Origin of the sequence: Streptomyces sp. NPDC056883 (assembly GCF_042788835.1) — a bacterium.
Taxonomy (GTDB): Bacteria; Actinomycetota; Actinomycetes; order Streptomycetales; family Streptomycetaceae; genus Streptomyces; species Streptomyces stoeckheimensis.
Window position 1 is genome coordinate 1 of the sequence record NZ_JBHUBS010000032.1, and the last position, 14,392, is coordinate 14,392.

Sequence of the window (14,392 nt, forward strand, 5' to 3'; positions counted from 1 at the left end):
TTCCGAAGGGAACAAGGGCAGTCGCAGGCATGCCAGAGGCATGCGTGAGCCACTCACGCGAAGGAGAGGGGATCGTCGGCGGAAGCAGGAGAACCGCGGGTTCCGGGGGTGAGCCCGGGGGATCTCCGACCGCCTTGCGACTCATCCAGTTCTACGGGGGTAGAGCCCGCCTGGCAACGACCCCTCTTACTAGTGCTCCTCGCAGCCGGGGCGCAACGACCCCCCAGAGGGCAGGTGGGTATCGATGCAGGTCGGGGCTGGCGTGAGGGGGTGGGTAAGGGCCGTTTAAGGACTACTATCCCGCCTCGTATGTGACCAAGGTCCTGTGGGGCGGGTCACCGCCGGGAGCCCCGAATCTCACCCTGTGTTCCCGGTCGTACCCACAGCCCAGTGGCAGCGGCGTCGCCGGGTGGTTCCTACGGCGTGTCCTTCGTGCGCGGCCGCAGAGGACCGGGACCGCTGCCTAGCGTGGACCCATGAGCACCCGCACGACACCGCCCATCGCCGGGTACGGCATCCGGTTCGCCCGGCCCTCCGAGTCCGGGGCGGTCGCCGCCCTGCTGGCCCGTGCCTTCTCCGATGACCCGGTCATGGCGTGGATGGTCCCCGCCTCGGCCGACCGGGAACGCCGGATCGCCCGCTACTTCGAGCTCGCCCAGCGCCAGCAGCGACCTCGCGCGGGCGGTGTCCGGGTCGCCGCGACCCGTGACGGGCGGTTGCTGGCGGCCGCGCTGTGGTCGGGGCCGGGGCGCTGGAAGGGCTCTGCCGTACGAGAGCTGGTGGCGCTCCCCGCCTACGTGCGCGTCTTCGGTCTCCGAGGGATGTCGCGGGCCGGTGAGGTCCAGAACCTCATGCACGCTTCCCATCCGGAGATTCCGCACTGGTACCTGCCGTCCGTGGGGACGGACACAGGGCTCCAGGGGACGGGCGTCGGGTCGGCACTGTTGCGCCAGCAGCTGGCCGACTGCGACAGGCTCGGGCAACCCGCCTACCTGGAGTCGAGCAAGGCAGCCAACGTCCCCTTCTACGAACGGCTGGGCTTCCGCGTCGTCTCCGAGCTCCGTCTCCCGCAGGACGGACCCGTCCTCTGGCCCATGTGGCGCGAGCCCTCGCCCACAGCCCCATCCCCGTAAGCCCCTCCACCGGCGTCAGGCCGGGGAGACCAGGCGGTTCTCGTGGGCGAAGACCACGGCCTGGATCCGGTCGCGGAGCTCCAGCTTGAGCAGGATCCGTCCCAGATGGGACTTCACGGTCGCCTCCGCGAGGTGCAGGGCGGCCGCGATCTCGGCGTTGGACAGGCCGCGACCGACCTCGATGAGCACCTCGCGCTCCCGGGCGCTGAGCCGGTCCAGCCGCTCGTCGTGGACGGCGGTGTCCCCGTAGGCCAGGTGTGGACGGAAGTTCTCCAGCAGGCGCCGGGTGATCCGCGGGGAGAGCACCGCGTCGCCCGCCGCGACGTTGCGGATCGCGGTGAGCAGTTCCTCGGGCCGGGTGTTCTTCAGCAGGAAGCCCGAGGCCCCGGCGCCGAGCGCGGCGAAGGCGTACGCGTCCAGGTCGAAGGTGGTCAGGATCAGCACCTTGCTCCCCGGGGAGACCTCGACGACCTGCCGGGTCGCCTCGATCCCGTCCGTCCCTGGCATCCGTACGTCCATCAGTACGACGTCGGGCCGCAGCTCCCGGGAGAGGCGGACGGCCTCGGCGCCGTCCGCGGCCTCGCCGACCGGCACCATGTCGGGCTGGGCCTCCAGGACCGTGCCGAAGGCCATCCGAAGCAGTGCCTCGTCGTCGGCGATCACGATGCGGATCGTCATACGGCGCCCGTCCCGCTGCTGCCCAGCAGGAGCCGGGTCCGCACACCCCAGCCGCCGCTCGGAAGCGGTCCGGCCCGCAGCGTCCCCCCGTAGGCGGCCGCGCGCTCGCGCATACCGGGGATGCCGTAGCCGGGCCGCTCTGGGGCGGGAAGCGCCGGTCGGGGGCCGCTGTCGGTGACTTCTACGCCGATGCTCCCGGCCGAGCACGCGACCAGGACCGTCGCGCGAGTGCCGGCGGGGGTGTGCTTGAGGGTGTTGGTCAAGGCTTCCTGCACCAGGCGGTAGACGGTGAGTTGCGCGGTGGCCGGTACGTGGGCGTGGCCGCCGCGGACCTCCAGGCCGGTCGGCAGCCCGGCGGCGGCCATCTGGTCGGCGAGCGCCTCCAGTTGGGCGATGCCGGGCAGCGGGTGGCGCTCGGCCTCGGGCTCGTCGGCCCGCAGGACGCCCAACGAGCGCCGCATGTCGGTGAGGGCCTGCCGGCCCGTTTCGGAGATCTGCAGCATCGCGGCGGTGGCCCGGTCCGGGGACCTGTGCTGCGCGTAGACGGCGGCGTCGGTGAGCGCGACCATGACCGACAGGTTGTGGGTGACGATGTCGTGCATCTCGCGGGTGATCCGGGCCCGCTCCTCGGTGACGGCCAGCAGCGCCTGCTGCTCCTGGTGCAGCGCCAGCCGTTCGGCCCGCTCCTGCACTGCGGCGAGGTAGGCCCGGCCGGTCCGCACGTTCACCCCGAGGACGGCGGCGGCTACCACCGTCGCGGAGAGCGCGACGAACGGGGTGAGGAACGCGCCGTTCGATGCCCAGCGCAGGCAGGCCAGCACGGCCCCGCCCTCCACGACGGCGGCGGCGAGCAGCGTGCCGCGCCGGCCCGTGTGTGCGGCCACCGTGTACAGGGCCACCAGCAGGGCGATGGCCCCGGGCAGTTGGAGGTCCGCCAGCCACTGGACGAAGGCCGCGGCCACCACGACGGCGAACACCGCGAGCGGGGCCCGGCGCCGCCATACGAGGGGCAGCGCCAGGGCGGCGGTGAGCGCCGCCGCCACCGGCAGCTCCCGGGCCGGGTACGTGGTCACGACGTTGAGCAGGAGCAGCGCCGGCAGTACCGCGTCCCACACCAGGGGCGGTACCCGGTCCCGGTGGCGCACCGTCACACCTCTCCGCCGATCGGTCGTCGTGGCGGCCCGGCCTAGGCAGCCACCGCGTACAGCCGCAGCCTAGGCCGCGGGTCCGCGCCGCACATGAGCCCGGCGTCGGAGCGCAATGTGCCGGGGTACGACCACAGGAGGAGACCCGCCACCTCCCACGGTCGCAGTCCGGCCGCCGGTCCGGGGTGCCCGGTTGCCACCCCGGTCGCACCGCGGCCCGCCCCCGGTTGCCATCCCGGTCGCAGTCGGCGGCTACCCGGGGCCGATGCGGCGGCGCGGACCGGGCGCCGAGCATGGCCGGGTGACCGAAACCATCCCGGGGCTGTTCCTGTCCCTTCCGGAAGTCCTCGTCCTGCTGTGCGCCGTCGTGCTGCCGGCGGCGCGCTGGCTCCCTCCGGCCGCCCGTCGGCCCGTCACCGTCGCGGCGGGGGCGGTCCTCGTACCGTCGGCGATCGTGCTGGGCATCGTGGGGATCCGCTGGCAGATGCTGCCGGTCCTGGCCGGCGCCGCCGTCGCCTCGGCGTTCGCCCTCCCGCCCCTGCTGCGGCCCGGAACCGGCCGACCGGCGTGGCGGACCCGCTGGTGGCTGGCCCTGCCGGGATCGCTGGCCTGCGCCGGCCTGATCGCCACCGGCCCGGTGGCCGCCTGGGCCTTCCCCGTGCCCGTCTTCCCCGAGCCGACGGGTGCCTTCGCGGTCGGCACCCGGGTGGTGCAGTGGACCGACCCGCTGCGCCCCGAGAGCTTCACCCCCGATCCGGACGACCGACGCACGGTCGTGGTCCAGCTCTGGTACCCGGCGCAGAAGAGCCCTGCGGGCGTCCCTCGGGCCCAGTACCTGGGGCGTACGGAGAGCGAGGCGCGGACCGTCTCCGAGGCCCTCGCCGGCGGGGTCGGCCTGCCCGGATTCCTGGTCGACGGCGTCCCGAGGGCCCGGAGCCGCGCGGTCGTCGACGCCCCGGTGGCTGACGGAGGTGGGCGGTTCCCGGTCGTCCTCTTCTCCCCGGGATCGGGCGGGGTGCGGTCCCAGAACACCGCCTGGGCCGAAGAGCTGGCCAGTCACGGCTACCTGGTCGCCGCCCTCGACCACCCGTACGACTCCGCCGTCGTCGTCCTCGTCGACGGCCGCACGATCCGAGCCACCACCGCCTCCTCCGGGGACCGCGACAGGGACGAGGAGCTGGCCGCCGGCTGGACCGCCGTCCGGGCCGCCGACCTCGGCTTCGTCCTCACCCGACTGGAGCGACTGGACCGCGGTGAGACCGCCGACCCGCTGACCGGACGCCTGGACACCGGCCGCTCCGCGGCGGCCGGCCACTCCCTCGGCGGAGCCGCCGCCCTGCAGGCGGCCCGGCAGGACCGCCGGTTCGACGCCGTCGTCGACCTGGACGGCTACCCCCACGGCCCCACCGCGCCCGCCCTCGAGCAGCCGGCGCTCGCGCTCACCCAGGAGATCACCGCCGGCACCGACCCGCGCTACCTGCCCCGGCTCACCGAGGCCCTCGAACAGAACACCGCGACGAGCTACCGGCTCGCCGTCCCCGGAGCCGGGCACCTCACCTTCATGGACGGCCCGCTCTACCTGCCGCCCGTGCCCTCGATCGTCGGCACCCTGGGCCGCACGGAGAGCCCGCGCGTCGTCGCCGCGGCCACCCTCGCCTTTCTGGACGCCAGTCTGCGAGACCGCCCCGGCGACCCGGCCGACGCCCTCCGGGCCTACGGCACGGTCTCGGCATCGGGGGCTCGGGGAACTACGACGCCAACCCCGTGAACGCCTCGGCGCGTTGGGTCGGCCGGTCCGCGCATGGGTCCGTCGAGCTCGGGTAGCCGCGCCTCGAGACGTCCTGACGGACGACCCGCACCCGCGGGTGCGGGCTGCTGACGACACGGAAGGGGTGCGCATGTCGCACGTCGAGGAGTACGTCGAGGTCAACGTCCCCGTACGCACGGCTTACGACCAGTGGACGCAGTTCGAGGACTTTCCCGTCTTCATGGAGGGGGTCGAGCGGATCGTCCAGCGCACGGACACGCTCACCCACTGGGTGACGAACGTGAACGGGGTGCAGCGTGAGTTCGACGCGCAGATCACCGAGCAGCTCCGGGACCGGCGCGTCGCGTGGATCACGGTCGACGGGGAGGCCCGCCAGGCCGGGCTCGTCACCTTCCAGCCGGTCGACGCGACCACCACGAAGGTCGTCCTGCACATGAACTGGGTCCCCGACGGCCTGGCGGAGACGGCCGCCGACAAGCTCGGCTTCGTCAAGCGGCAGGTCGCGGGTGATCTGAAGCGGTTCAAGCTGTTCATCGAATCGCGCGGGGTCGCGACCGGCGGCTGGCGCGGCGAGATCTGACCGCGATGGGAATCCGAACGGCGCGCGGGGGCGCCGACGCCGCGTCCCGGGGAGCCGGTACCGCCTCGCAGGGCGGCCGGGGCCGGGAGATCACGGCGCGGTGCGGGCTGGTGGCACGCGGGGTGCTGTACGTACTGACCGGGATCCTGGCCGTGCGCATCGCCCTGGGAGACGGTGGTGAGGAGGCCGACCGGCAGGGCGCCCTCCAGGAGCTCTCGGACAAGCCCTTCGGCGGTGTCCTCGTCTGGGCCGTGGGCCTCGGAATCGTGTGCATGGCGCTGTGGCGTCTGACGGAGGCGCTGTTCGGGGCGGCCGGACCGGACGGCGACAAGCCCGTGAAACGGCTGGCCTCGGCAGGCCGGTGCGTGTTCTACAGCGCGGTGGCCTTCTCCGTACTGACCTTCTCCGCGGGCGGCGGGCGCTCCGGGGACGAACAGTCGCGCGATGCGACGGCGAAGGCCCTGGAGCTGCCCGCCGGCCAATGGCTGGTGGCCGCGGCGGGAGGCGGCATCGCCGTCGCGGGCGTGGTCATCGCGGTGCAGGCCGCACGCTGCTCCTTCCGCAAGCACCTGTCCATGGGAGGTGTCTCCGACCGGTGGCGCAAGGCCGTCGACTTCCTCGGAGTGACCGGCGGTCTGGCCCGGGGAGCGGTGGGCATCGCGGCCGGAGGCTTCCTCGTGTACGCCGCTCTGCGCTTCGAGCCCGCGCAGGCGAAGGGGGTGGACGACACGCTGCGGTCGTTCACCACCACCCCGGCGGGTCCGTGGCTGCTGCTGGCGGTCGCCGTGGGGCTGGTGCTCTTCGGACTGTTCTCCTGGGCGATGGCCCGGTGGCGCAAGGTCTGATCCCGGGTCGGGAGGCGGGACGGATCAGAGGGGTTCCAGGTCGAGGAAGGCCGCGGGGGACGGTTCGCCGGCACCCGGAGTGCCGTGGAGGGACTGTTCCGCCCAGATGACCTTGCCGTCGGGCGTGTAGCGGGTGCCCCACTGCTCGCTGAGCTGCGCCACCAGGAACAGGCCGCGCCCTCCCTCGTCCGTGGTGGCGGCGTAGCGCGGGTGCGGGGCCGAATTGCTGCCGTCCCACACTTCGCAGGTCAGGGTGCGGGCGTGCAGCAGCCGTACCCGGACCGGCGCGCTGCCGTACCGCAGGGCGTTCGTGGCCAGTTCGCTGAGGATCAGCTCGGTGGCGAAGGCGATCTCCGACAGGCCCCATTCCTCGAGCTGCTTCACCGCGACGCTCCGCATGGCGGCCACCGCATCCGGCTGGAACGGCATGTCCCACTCCGCGACCCGGTCCGCGCCGAGGGTCCGCGTCCGTGCGATGAGCAGCGCCACGTCGTCGGCCGGACGGGCCGGCAGGAGGAGATCGAGTACGGCCCGGCAGCTCTCCGCGGGGCCCCGGTCCGGATGGCTCAGCGCCGCGCGGAGCAGCTCCAGCCCCTCGCCGATGTCCCGGGCCCGCTCCTCGATCAGTCCGTCCGTGTACAGGACGAGCTGGCTGCCTTCCTCCAGGTACAGCTCCGCGGTTTCGAACGGCATGCCGCCCAGCCCCAGCGGGGGCCCGGCCGGCAGGTCCACGATGTCCGTCGTGCCGTCGGGCGCGACCACGAGGGGTGGCAGGTGCCCTGCCCGGGCCATGGTGCAGTGCTGGGACACCGGGTCGTAGACGGCGTACAGGCAGGTCGCGCCCAGTACGCCGCCGTCCAGGTCGTCGGCCGCCCCGTCGCGGTCGATGCGCTGCACGAGGTCGTCCAGGCGGGCGAGGATCTCGTCGGGCGGCAGGTCGAGGGTGGAGAAGTTGTGCACCGCCGTGCGGAGCCGCCCCATGGTGGCCGCGGCGTGCAGTCCGTGCCCGACGACGTCTCCGACGACCAGCGCGACCCGGCTGCCCGGCAGGGGGATCACGTCGAACCAGTCGCCGCCCACGCCGGACTGGGCGGGCAGGTAGAAGTGCGCCACGTCCACGGCGCTCTGCTCGGGCAGGGCGCGCGGCAGCAGGCTGCGCTGGAGGGTCTCGGCGAGGGCGTGTTCACGGGTGTAGCGGCGGGCGTTGTCCATGCTGACCGCCGCCCGGGCGACGAGTTCCTCGGCCAGGGACAGCTCGTCCTCGTCGAAGGGCTCCGGCTTCTGCGACCGCCAGAAGTTGACCACGCCGAGTACGACGCCCCGTGCCCTGAGCGGGGCCACGATGAGCGAGTGGATTCCGTAGTCGACGATGGCCCGGGCTCGCGGCGGGTCCTGGGCGTGCCAGCCATGCGCGTCGGCCAGGTCGGGCACGAGCTCCGCTTCGCCGGTGCCGTAGCCGCGTGCCTGAGGGGTGGAGGGAAGGAAGGCGATCAGCCACCCGCGGGGGTAGAGGGGGTGGTCGGAGCGGATGCCGCTGACGGCCGTGCGCCGCATGTCGGCACCGGCGCCGGGTTCGTCGCCGTCGAGCACCGAGTCGGCCAGGTCGACCGTGACGTAGTCCGCGAACCGGGGCACGGCGACGGCGGCGAGTTCCTCGGCCGTCCGCACCACGTCGAGGCTCGTTCCGACCTCGCCTCCCGCGTCGTACAGCAGCTTGAGCCGTCTGCGGGCCGTGTCCGCCCGGCTCGTCAGGACCTGCATCTCGGTGGAGTCCCGGATGGTGACCACGGCCCCCTCCTGGCGGCCTCCGGGGTGGGTGGGCCGCTGGTTGACCACGAGCAGCCGGTCGCCCGTTTCGAGTACCTCGTCGGTGGCCACGCGGCCCGACAGCAGGAGGTCCGCCATCCGGCGGTTCAGCCCGGGCACCGCGCCGACGCTGCGTCCCTCGGCGTCTTCCGGCAGGTCGAGAAGCCGCTTGGCCTCGTCGTTGGCCAGGCGTAGCCGCCCGTCGCCGTCCGTGATCAGCACCCCTTCGCGGACGGCGTGGAGCACCGCGTCGTGGTGCTCGTACATGCGGGTCATTTCCTCCGTGCCGAGCCCGTGGGTCTGCCGGCGCAGCCGTCGGCTGATCAGCGCCGAGCCGGCGGTGGCCAGGGCCAGGCCGGTCGCGATGGCCAGGAGGATGACCGGGAGCTGACGGTCGACGACACCGGTCACGTTCTTCACGGTCAGGCCCGCGGAGACCAGTGCGACGACCCGGCCGTCGGCAGCGGTGACCGGCACCACGGCCTGGATCTCCTTGCCGAGCGGACCCTGCACGCTCTCGGTGTGGACCTGTCCGGCGAGCGAGGGCTCGATCGTGCCGACGAACCGTTTCCCGATGCGGTCCGGCTGGGGATGGCTGTACCGGATGCCGTTGGTGTCCATCACCACGACGAAGTCCACGCCGGAGGCCTTGCGCGTCGTCTCGGCGAGGGGTTGCAGGATGGCGGACGGGTCCTTCGTCTTCAGCGCGGCCTGCAGGCCCAGGGAGTGGGCGACGGTCTGCGCGACGGCGACCGACCGGTTGCGTGCCTCCCGGTCACTGTCGTGCCGCGACTGGAGCAGCAGGGACAGCAGGGCGCCGGCAGCGAGCAACACCACGATCGCCACCTGAAGGACGAACACCTGTCCGGCGACGCTTCGCAGTCTGTTGCCTAGGAGTGACCGCACCGACACACCAGGCACGGGTGGCAAGGAAGGGTCACGCACCCAGTTGTAGCACCTCTGGGCGTCCGTGGCGCCCCGGCATGCAGCATGACGTTCCGGCGTTCACACGCGGGCCGCGCTCATGGCCGCCGACCCCCTCGGCCCGGGGCGCCGGATCAGGCCATCGTTGCGTCACCCGACCGGTCCAACAGGTCCTAGAGTGTGCGCGTGACCGAGCAGAATTCCGAACTCATCGCCGGCCGGTACCAGCTGGTCGAATGCATCGGCCAGGGGGGTATGGGGCGGGTCTGGCGCGGCGTCGACCAGCAGCTCTTCGGCCGCGAGGTCGCCGTCAAGGAGATCCTCTTCCCGGCGGGGCTGGACGACGGCGACCGCACGACGCTCCTCAGGCGTTTCACCGGCGAGGCCCGCGCGGCGGTCACTCTCAGCCATCCCGGGATCATCACCATCCACGACGTCGTCGAGCACCACGGCGCCCCCGTCATCGTCATGGAGTTCGTCCGGGGGCAGTCCCTGGCCGCCGCCATCCGCGAGCAGGGCCAGCTGCCCGTGCAGCGCGTGGCGGAGATAGGGGCCGCCTTGCTCGGCGCGCTCACCGCGGCGCACGACGCACGGATCATCCACCGCGACATCAAGCCGGACAACGTGCTCCTGACCAAGGACCGCGTCGTCCTCACCGACTTCGGCATCGCCCACCTGGCGGACGCCACGACCAACCTCAGCCGGAGCGGGACCGTCATCGGCACCCCGCACTACATGCCCCCGGAGCAGTTGGAGGGCAAGCGCCCGACCCCCGCCAACGACCTGTGGGCGCTCGGCGCCACCCTCTACCACGCCGTCGAGGGACGCCCGCCGTTCGAGGCCGACGGACTCCACGCCCTTGCCGTGGCCGTCTTCACCCGCCCGCACCGGCCGCCGACGCACGCCGGCCTGCTGGCGCCCGTACTGGACGCGCTCCTGACGAAGGACCCGGCGCAGCGCGTCGGCGCCGCCGAGGCCGCCGATCTGCTGGCATCGGCGCTGCGGTCCTCCCGGTCCCGGGCGGACGCGAGCGCGGAGACCGTCCCGCGCGAGTCCGTACCGGCACCTCTCCCGGATGCGGGGCCGGAGCGCGCTCCGGCCCCGACCGAGCGGGAAACCGAGCTGCCGTCCTCGTCTCCCCTGCCCACGCCCACGGCCGAGGAACCGGCGCCCGCTCCCGAGGAACCGGCGCACGCGCCCGGTACCCTCCGCCTGCCCGTACCGGAGCGGCCGACCGCCCCGCCCGTGGCCGTTCCCCCGGCCGAGGATCTGATCTCGCTCGGCCGGCCGCACCACCGGGGGCGGGACGAGGGTGCGTCCGCCCGTCGGCGCGCCCTCACACGGCGCTCCGCCGTGCTGGGAGTCGCCATGGTCACGCTCGCGGCAGGCTCCGTCCTGACATGGAAGCTGACCCGTGACGACCCGCCCGGCGGCGGGACCCCCGGCGGCGGTTCCGCGGCCTCCCCCGTCACGGTGGTCATCGGGGTGGACGCACCGCTCAGCGGCGGCCTGTCGGCCATGGGGGTGGGCATGAAGAACTCCGCCGACCTGGCGGCCAGGACGTCCAACCGCACGGGTCACGTACCCGGCGTGAACTTCGAGATCAAGGCTTTGGACGACGAGGCCGCTCCCGCCAAGGGCGGGCCGAACGCCGCTCGGTTCATCGACGACGCGAAGGTGCTCGGCCTGGTCGGGCCGCTCACCTCCACGGTCGCCAAGACCATGGCGGAACCGCTCGGGCGGGCGAACCTCGTCAACGTGTCACCGTCCAACACCGACCCCGTGCTCACCCTGGGCCCCCACTGGGCCAAGGGCTCCAAGTCCCGCCCGTACCCGACCTACTTCCGAACCGTCGCCACGGACGTCGACCAGGGGCCGTTCGCCGCCCGGTACCTCCACGACGAGGCCGGGAAGCGGAAGCTCTACCTGATCGACGACAACAGCGCCTACGGCAGCGGCCTCACTTCCGGGTTCAGTGCCGCGTTCACGAAGCTCGGCGGAACCGTCGTGGGTACGGACCGGGTCGATCCCGCGCAGGAGGACTTCTCCTACCTGGCCGCCCAGATCCGGGCCTCCGGCGCCGATGCCGTGTACTTCGGCGGCTACTACGACACCGCCGGGCCGCTCTCCGAGCAGCTCAAGCGGGCGGGCCTGACCATCCCGCTGATGGGTGGGGACGGCATCTTCGACCAGCAGTTCCTCACGACGAACACGAAGGCCGAGGGGGACCTCGCCACGGGCATCGGCATTCCTGCCGAGGACCTGGCCAAGGGAAGGGACTTCCTCAAGCAGTACCAGGAGGCGGGTTACCCGGAGGCGGCCGGTTCGTACGGCCCCTACGCGTACGACGCGACCTGGGCCCTCATCGAGGCGGTGAAGGCCGTGGTGGAGGCCCACGGCGGAACCCTCCCCGCCGACGCCCGGGCGAAGATGCCGCAGGCCGTGTCGGGGCTGGCGTTCGACGGCGTCACCGGTCGAGTGGCCTTCGACGAGTACGGCGACACGGTCAACCGCCGGCTGACGGTGTACGCGGTGAAGGGCGGCAGCTGGACGACCGTGAAGAGCGGCCCCGGTACACCCTGATCGGCGATCCGCTGATCAGGTGATCCGGTGATCCGGCCGGAGACGCCGTGACTCCCCCCTTGGCAGCCACGGCGCCTCCTGTCCTCACGAGCGAGCTCGAGCTACAGCCGCTGCCAGAGCGCCGGGACCACGGGCGGCTCCCAGCCCGTCTGGGCCTGGTGGCCTTGGATGCACCGGTAGCTCGCGCCGCCGTAGGTGACCGTGGCGCCGGCCGCGTAGACGGAGCCGGCCTTCCAGGTGCCGCCGGGCTCGGGGTCGCCCGGGCCGGGACCCGGGCCCGGGTCGGTTCCGGTGACCCTGAGCGTCAGTCCGTAGGCGGACAGGATCGGGTTCAGCGGCTGGAAGAAGGTGGTTCCCCCGCTGGAGCAGTTGCCGGAGCCGCCGGAGGTGACGCCCTGGGCCTGGCTGCCGGAGATGTAGGAGCCGCCGGAGTCACCGGGCTCGGCGCAGACCGTCGTACGGGTGACGCCGGAGATGGTGCCCTCGGGGTAGGTGACGCTGGTGTTGTGCTGCTGGACGGTCCCGCAGTGCCAGCCGGTGGTCGATCCGGAGCGGCACACCGAGGCCCCGACGGGTTGCAGCACCGAGCCCGTGACCTGCACGTTCGCCCCGCCGCTGCCCTTGACGTAGGGGGTGGAGGACCAGTTGGCGTTCGCCGCCACCCAGGCCATGTCGTTGCCGGGGAAGACGGAGGCCTGGAAGGAGCCCTGGGCGACCTGGTTGAAGCCGCTGGTGGCGGTCCCGGCCCGTCCGCAGTGGCCGGCGGTGGCGAATCCGTTCACCGTTCCCTTGGTGATCGGGAAGCCGACCGAGCAGCGGCCGCTGCCGTTCATGTAGTACGCGTCCCCGCCGCGCAGGTCGTACAGCGGGCGCGGGGCCTCGGCGGTACGGACCACCGTGACCAGTGCCGCGTCGGTCCCGGTGGCCGCCAGCAGGGCACTCGCGGCCCCGGGCCGGGTCTCCTCGACGACCAGGGTGTTGCCGCGCGGGTCGACGTAGCGGACCGGGGTCCCCGCGGTGGCGGCCCGGTCCAGCGCGGCCTTCGCGGTGTCCAGGTCGGCCAGGGAGCGGCTGACGAGCTTCGCCCGGGCCCCGGTGGCCCGTATCGATGCCGCGTCGGAGGCCCGGGTGGTGGCCACGGTCAGGGTCCCCGCGTCGGCACCGTCCAGCCAGGCTCCGGCGAAGGCGGCGCCGAGCCGGGCCTGGAGCCGGGCGGCGGCGGCTCCCGCTTCGGCCTCGTGGGCCAGGCGGGACTTGGCCTGTGTGGGGGTCAGGCCGAGGTCGCGCTGCATGGCGGCGAGCAGTTCGGGAGGGGCGTCGGCGGTGCGCAGGGTGGCGGAGGCCGACTTCTGCGGGCGCGTGGTGTCGGCGGAGTCCGCGGGGGCGGCGGTGGCAACGGCGCCGGTGGCGGCCAGCAGCAGCCCGGCGGCGGCCAGGGCGGTACACGCCGCGCGGGCGTGTCGCTTGAGCATGGGGGATCTCCTCGGTTCGGTGGGGGGTCAGCGACACCGTAGGAATCCGCATGCTTCCGCGGGAGATGCCGGTCGGCCCCTCCCCCGGTGTTATGGCCGTGCGGCCGGCACCTGCGCCGTGGCGACCGCGGCTGCGGACGATCGGGCCAGCGCCTCCGTGTGCGCGTCCCGGGCGTGCTGCAGCACCGCCGCCGCGCGGGCGGCCGCCCGCGCCGCCGGATGCCAGCCGAGCAGGTGCCGCCACACCAGCGGGCTCCCGGCGAGCGGCCGGGTCACCAGCCCGGGGGTCACGGGGAAGGTCGCCCGGCACAGCCCCACGGCCCGCCCGACCTGGACGAGGTGCACGCACGAAGCGGTGTCCGTCTCGTACACGCACGCCGGGGTGAACCCGGCGCGCACGCACGCCGCCGCGAAGCAGTCCCCGAAGCACCCGTCGCCCGGTACGTCGGTCCAGGCCTCGGCGGCCAGTTCCGCCAGCTCGATCCACGGCCGCTGTGCCAGCGGGTGGTCCTCGGCCAGCATCACGTGTACCGGGTCCCGTGCCACCTCCCTCCACGCGAGCCGCCCCGGTCCCGGCGGGGTGCTCTCGCCGCACACCCCGACCAGGGCGAAGTCCAGCCGGCCGGCGGCCACGCCACCGGCGACCTCCCCTTCCGACCACGAGGTGTACGTGGTCACCGGCACACCGGGCTCCTGCCGGACGATCCGGTCCACGAGCCCGCCCAGCAGCGGCCCGTGCGTCCCCCCGAGCCGGTAGCCGGCGGTGCCCTGCCGGGCGAAGCGCACCGCCTCCTCCTGAAGCTCGCACACGGCCGGCAGCACCACGCGGGCCCGTTCCAGCACCAGCTCCCCGAGCGCGGTGGCCCGTACGCCTTCCCGCCCCCGAACGAAGAGCGGTCCGTCGAGCGCTCGCTCGATCCGCTTGAGCTGGGTGCTCAGAGCGGGCTGAGTGAGCCCCAGCACGGTGGCCGCACGGGTCAGGCTGCCGGCGTCGGCGACGGCTCTGACGATCTTGAGGTGCCTCAACTCCAGATCCATGCCCTGAGCTTGGTCCAGACCTGTGGGCGTGCGCTACGGGTCTGCCGCATCCGGAATCGACGAAAGCCCGTGCGTCATGGCACCGGGTCCGGCGCCGCCGCTCCGGTGTTCCCGCGCACTCCTGCGGACCTGCCGAAAGGATCAGGTATTTGCCCTGTTCAGAAGGGTGCGATGCTTCATGCGCGTCGGCAGTGAGTCGGCTCGATGAAAGGCGGCGTCACATGGCAGCGGGATTCTCGGACTGGAAGGTCAACCGGCAGTATGCGGAGAACGACCGTGTCGTTCATCTCGGCAAGCAGTACCGGTGCCTGGTGACGCACAAGTCCAACTCCGCGAACAACCCGGCGACGAGCGTCAAGATGTGGCAGCGCTACGCCGGTTGAGCCGCGATTGGAAGCGCTCTCAGTCTCCCGCCCGTCC

General features: G+C 73.1%; 11 protein-coding genes. 6 read left to right on the forward strand and 5 right to left on the reverse strand.

What is annotated here, in order from left to right; genetic code table 11:
• The first annotated feature begins 476 nt into the window (after window positions 1-476).
• Complete coding sequence (locus ACFRU2_RS40140) at window positions 477-1,133, forward strand: GNAT family N-acetyltransferase (RefSeq protein WP_382981272.1); 657 nt, start codon at window positions 477-479, stop codon at window positions 1,131-1,133.
• Window positions 1,134-1,148: 15 nt separating this feature from the next.
• Here ACFRU2_RS40140 and ACFRU2_RS40145 read toward each other — a convergent pair whose 3' ends face one another.
• Together ACFRU2_RS40145 and ACFRU2_RS40150 are read right to left on the reverse strand one after the other, a co-directional pair.
• Entirely contained in the window at window positions 1,149-1,811 is a 663-nt protein-coding gene (locus ACFRU2_RS40145; RefSeq protein ID WP_382981273.1) for a response regulator, read from the reverse strand.
• On the reverse strand, window positions 1,808-2,962 hold the full coding sequence (locus ACFRU2_RS40150; protein WP_382981274.1) for a sensor histidine kinase: 1,155 nt from the start codon (window positions 2,960-2,962) through the stop codon (window positions 1,808-1,810). The genes ACFRU2_RS40145 and ACFRU2_RS40150 overlap by 4 nt, the downstream gene beginning before the upstream one ends.
• A gap of 259 nt (window positions 2,963-3,221) precedes the next feature.
• Between ACFRU2_RS40150 and ACFRU2_RS40155 the strand changes: the two genes are divergently transcribed.
• From ACFRU2_RS40155 to ACFRU2_RS40165, 3 genes are all read left to right on the forward strand, one after another.
• Window positions 3,222-4,724 (forward strand): alpha/beta hydrolase family protein, encoded by a 1,503-nt coding sequence (locus tag ACFRU2_RS40155; RefSeq protein ID WP_382981275.1) that lies wholly within the window; start codon window positions 3,222-3,224, stop codon window positions 4,722-4,724.
• 130 nt (window positions 4,725-4,854) lie between these two features.
• A complete protein-coding gene (locus tag ACFRU2_RS40160; protein WP_382981276.1) occupies window positions 4,855-5,304 on the forward strand; it encodes an SRPBCC family protein in 450 nt (149 codons plus the stop codon).
• A gap of 5 nt (window positions 5,305-5,309) precedes the next feature.
• A complete protein-coding gene (locus tag ACFRU2_RS40165) occupies window positions 5,310-6,149 on the forward strand; it encodes a DUF1206 domain-containing protein (RefSeq protein WP_382981277.1) in 840 nt (279 codons plus the stop codon).
• A 24-nt stretch (window positions 6,150-6,173) separates the two neighbouring features.
• On the opposite strand, the gene ACFRU2_RS40170 is transcribed toward ACFRU2_RS40165, so the two are convergent.
• On the reverse strand, window positions 6,174-8,816 hold the full coding sequence (locus ACFRU2_RS40170) for a SpoIIE family protein phosphatase (protein ID WP_382981278.1): 2,643 nt from the start codon (window positions 8,814-8,816) through the stop codon (window positions 6,174-6,176).
• A gap of 249 nt (window positions 8,817-9,065) precedes the next feature.
• Here ACFRU2_RS40170 and ACFRU2_RS40175 point away from each other — a divergent pair, with 249 nt between their 5' ends.
• Window positions 9,066-11,462 carry a bifunctional serine/threonine-protein kinase/ABC transporter substrate-binding protein gene (locus ACFRU2_RS40175; protein WP_382981279.1) on the forward strand — a complete coding sequence of 799 codons (2,397 nt, stop codon included), beginning with the start codon at window positions 9,066-9,068 and terminating at the stop codon, window positions 11,460-11,462.
• A gap of 101 nt (window positions 11,463-11,563) precedes the next feature.
• On the opposite strand, the gene ACFRU2_RS40180 is transcribed toward ACFRU2_RS40175, so the two are convergent.
• The gene (locus tag ACFRU2_RS40180) at window positions 11,564-12,934 is read right to left on the reverse strand and encodes a carbohydrate-binding protein (protein WP_382981280.1); all 1,371 of its coding nucleotides are present in this window, start codon (window positions 12,932-12,934) and stop codon (window positions 11,564-11,566) included.
• Between the two features lie 90 nt (window positions 12,935-13,024).
• Entirely contained in the window at window positions 13,025-13,972 is a 948-nt protein-coding gene (locus ACFRU2_RS40185) for a LysR family transcriptional regulator (protein ID WP_382981281.1), read from the reverse strand.
• A 221-nt stretch (window positions 13,973-14,193) separates the two neighbouring features.
• Here ACFRU2_RS40185 and ACFRU2_RS40190 point away from each other — a divergent pair, with 221 nt between their 5' ends.
• Window positions 14,194-14,355, forward strand: a complete 162-nt coding sequence (locus ACFRU2_RS40190) for a carbohydrate-binding protein (RefSeq protein ID WP_382981282.1) — start codon at window positions 14,194-14,196, stop codon at window positions 14,353-14,355.
• The last annotated feature ends 37 nt before the right edge of the window (window positions 14,356-14,392 follow it).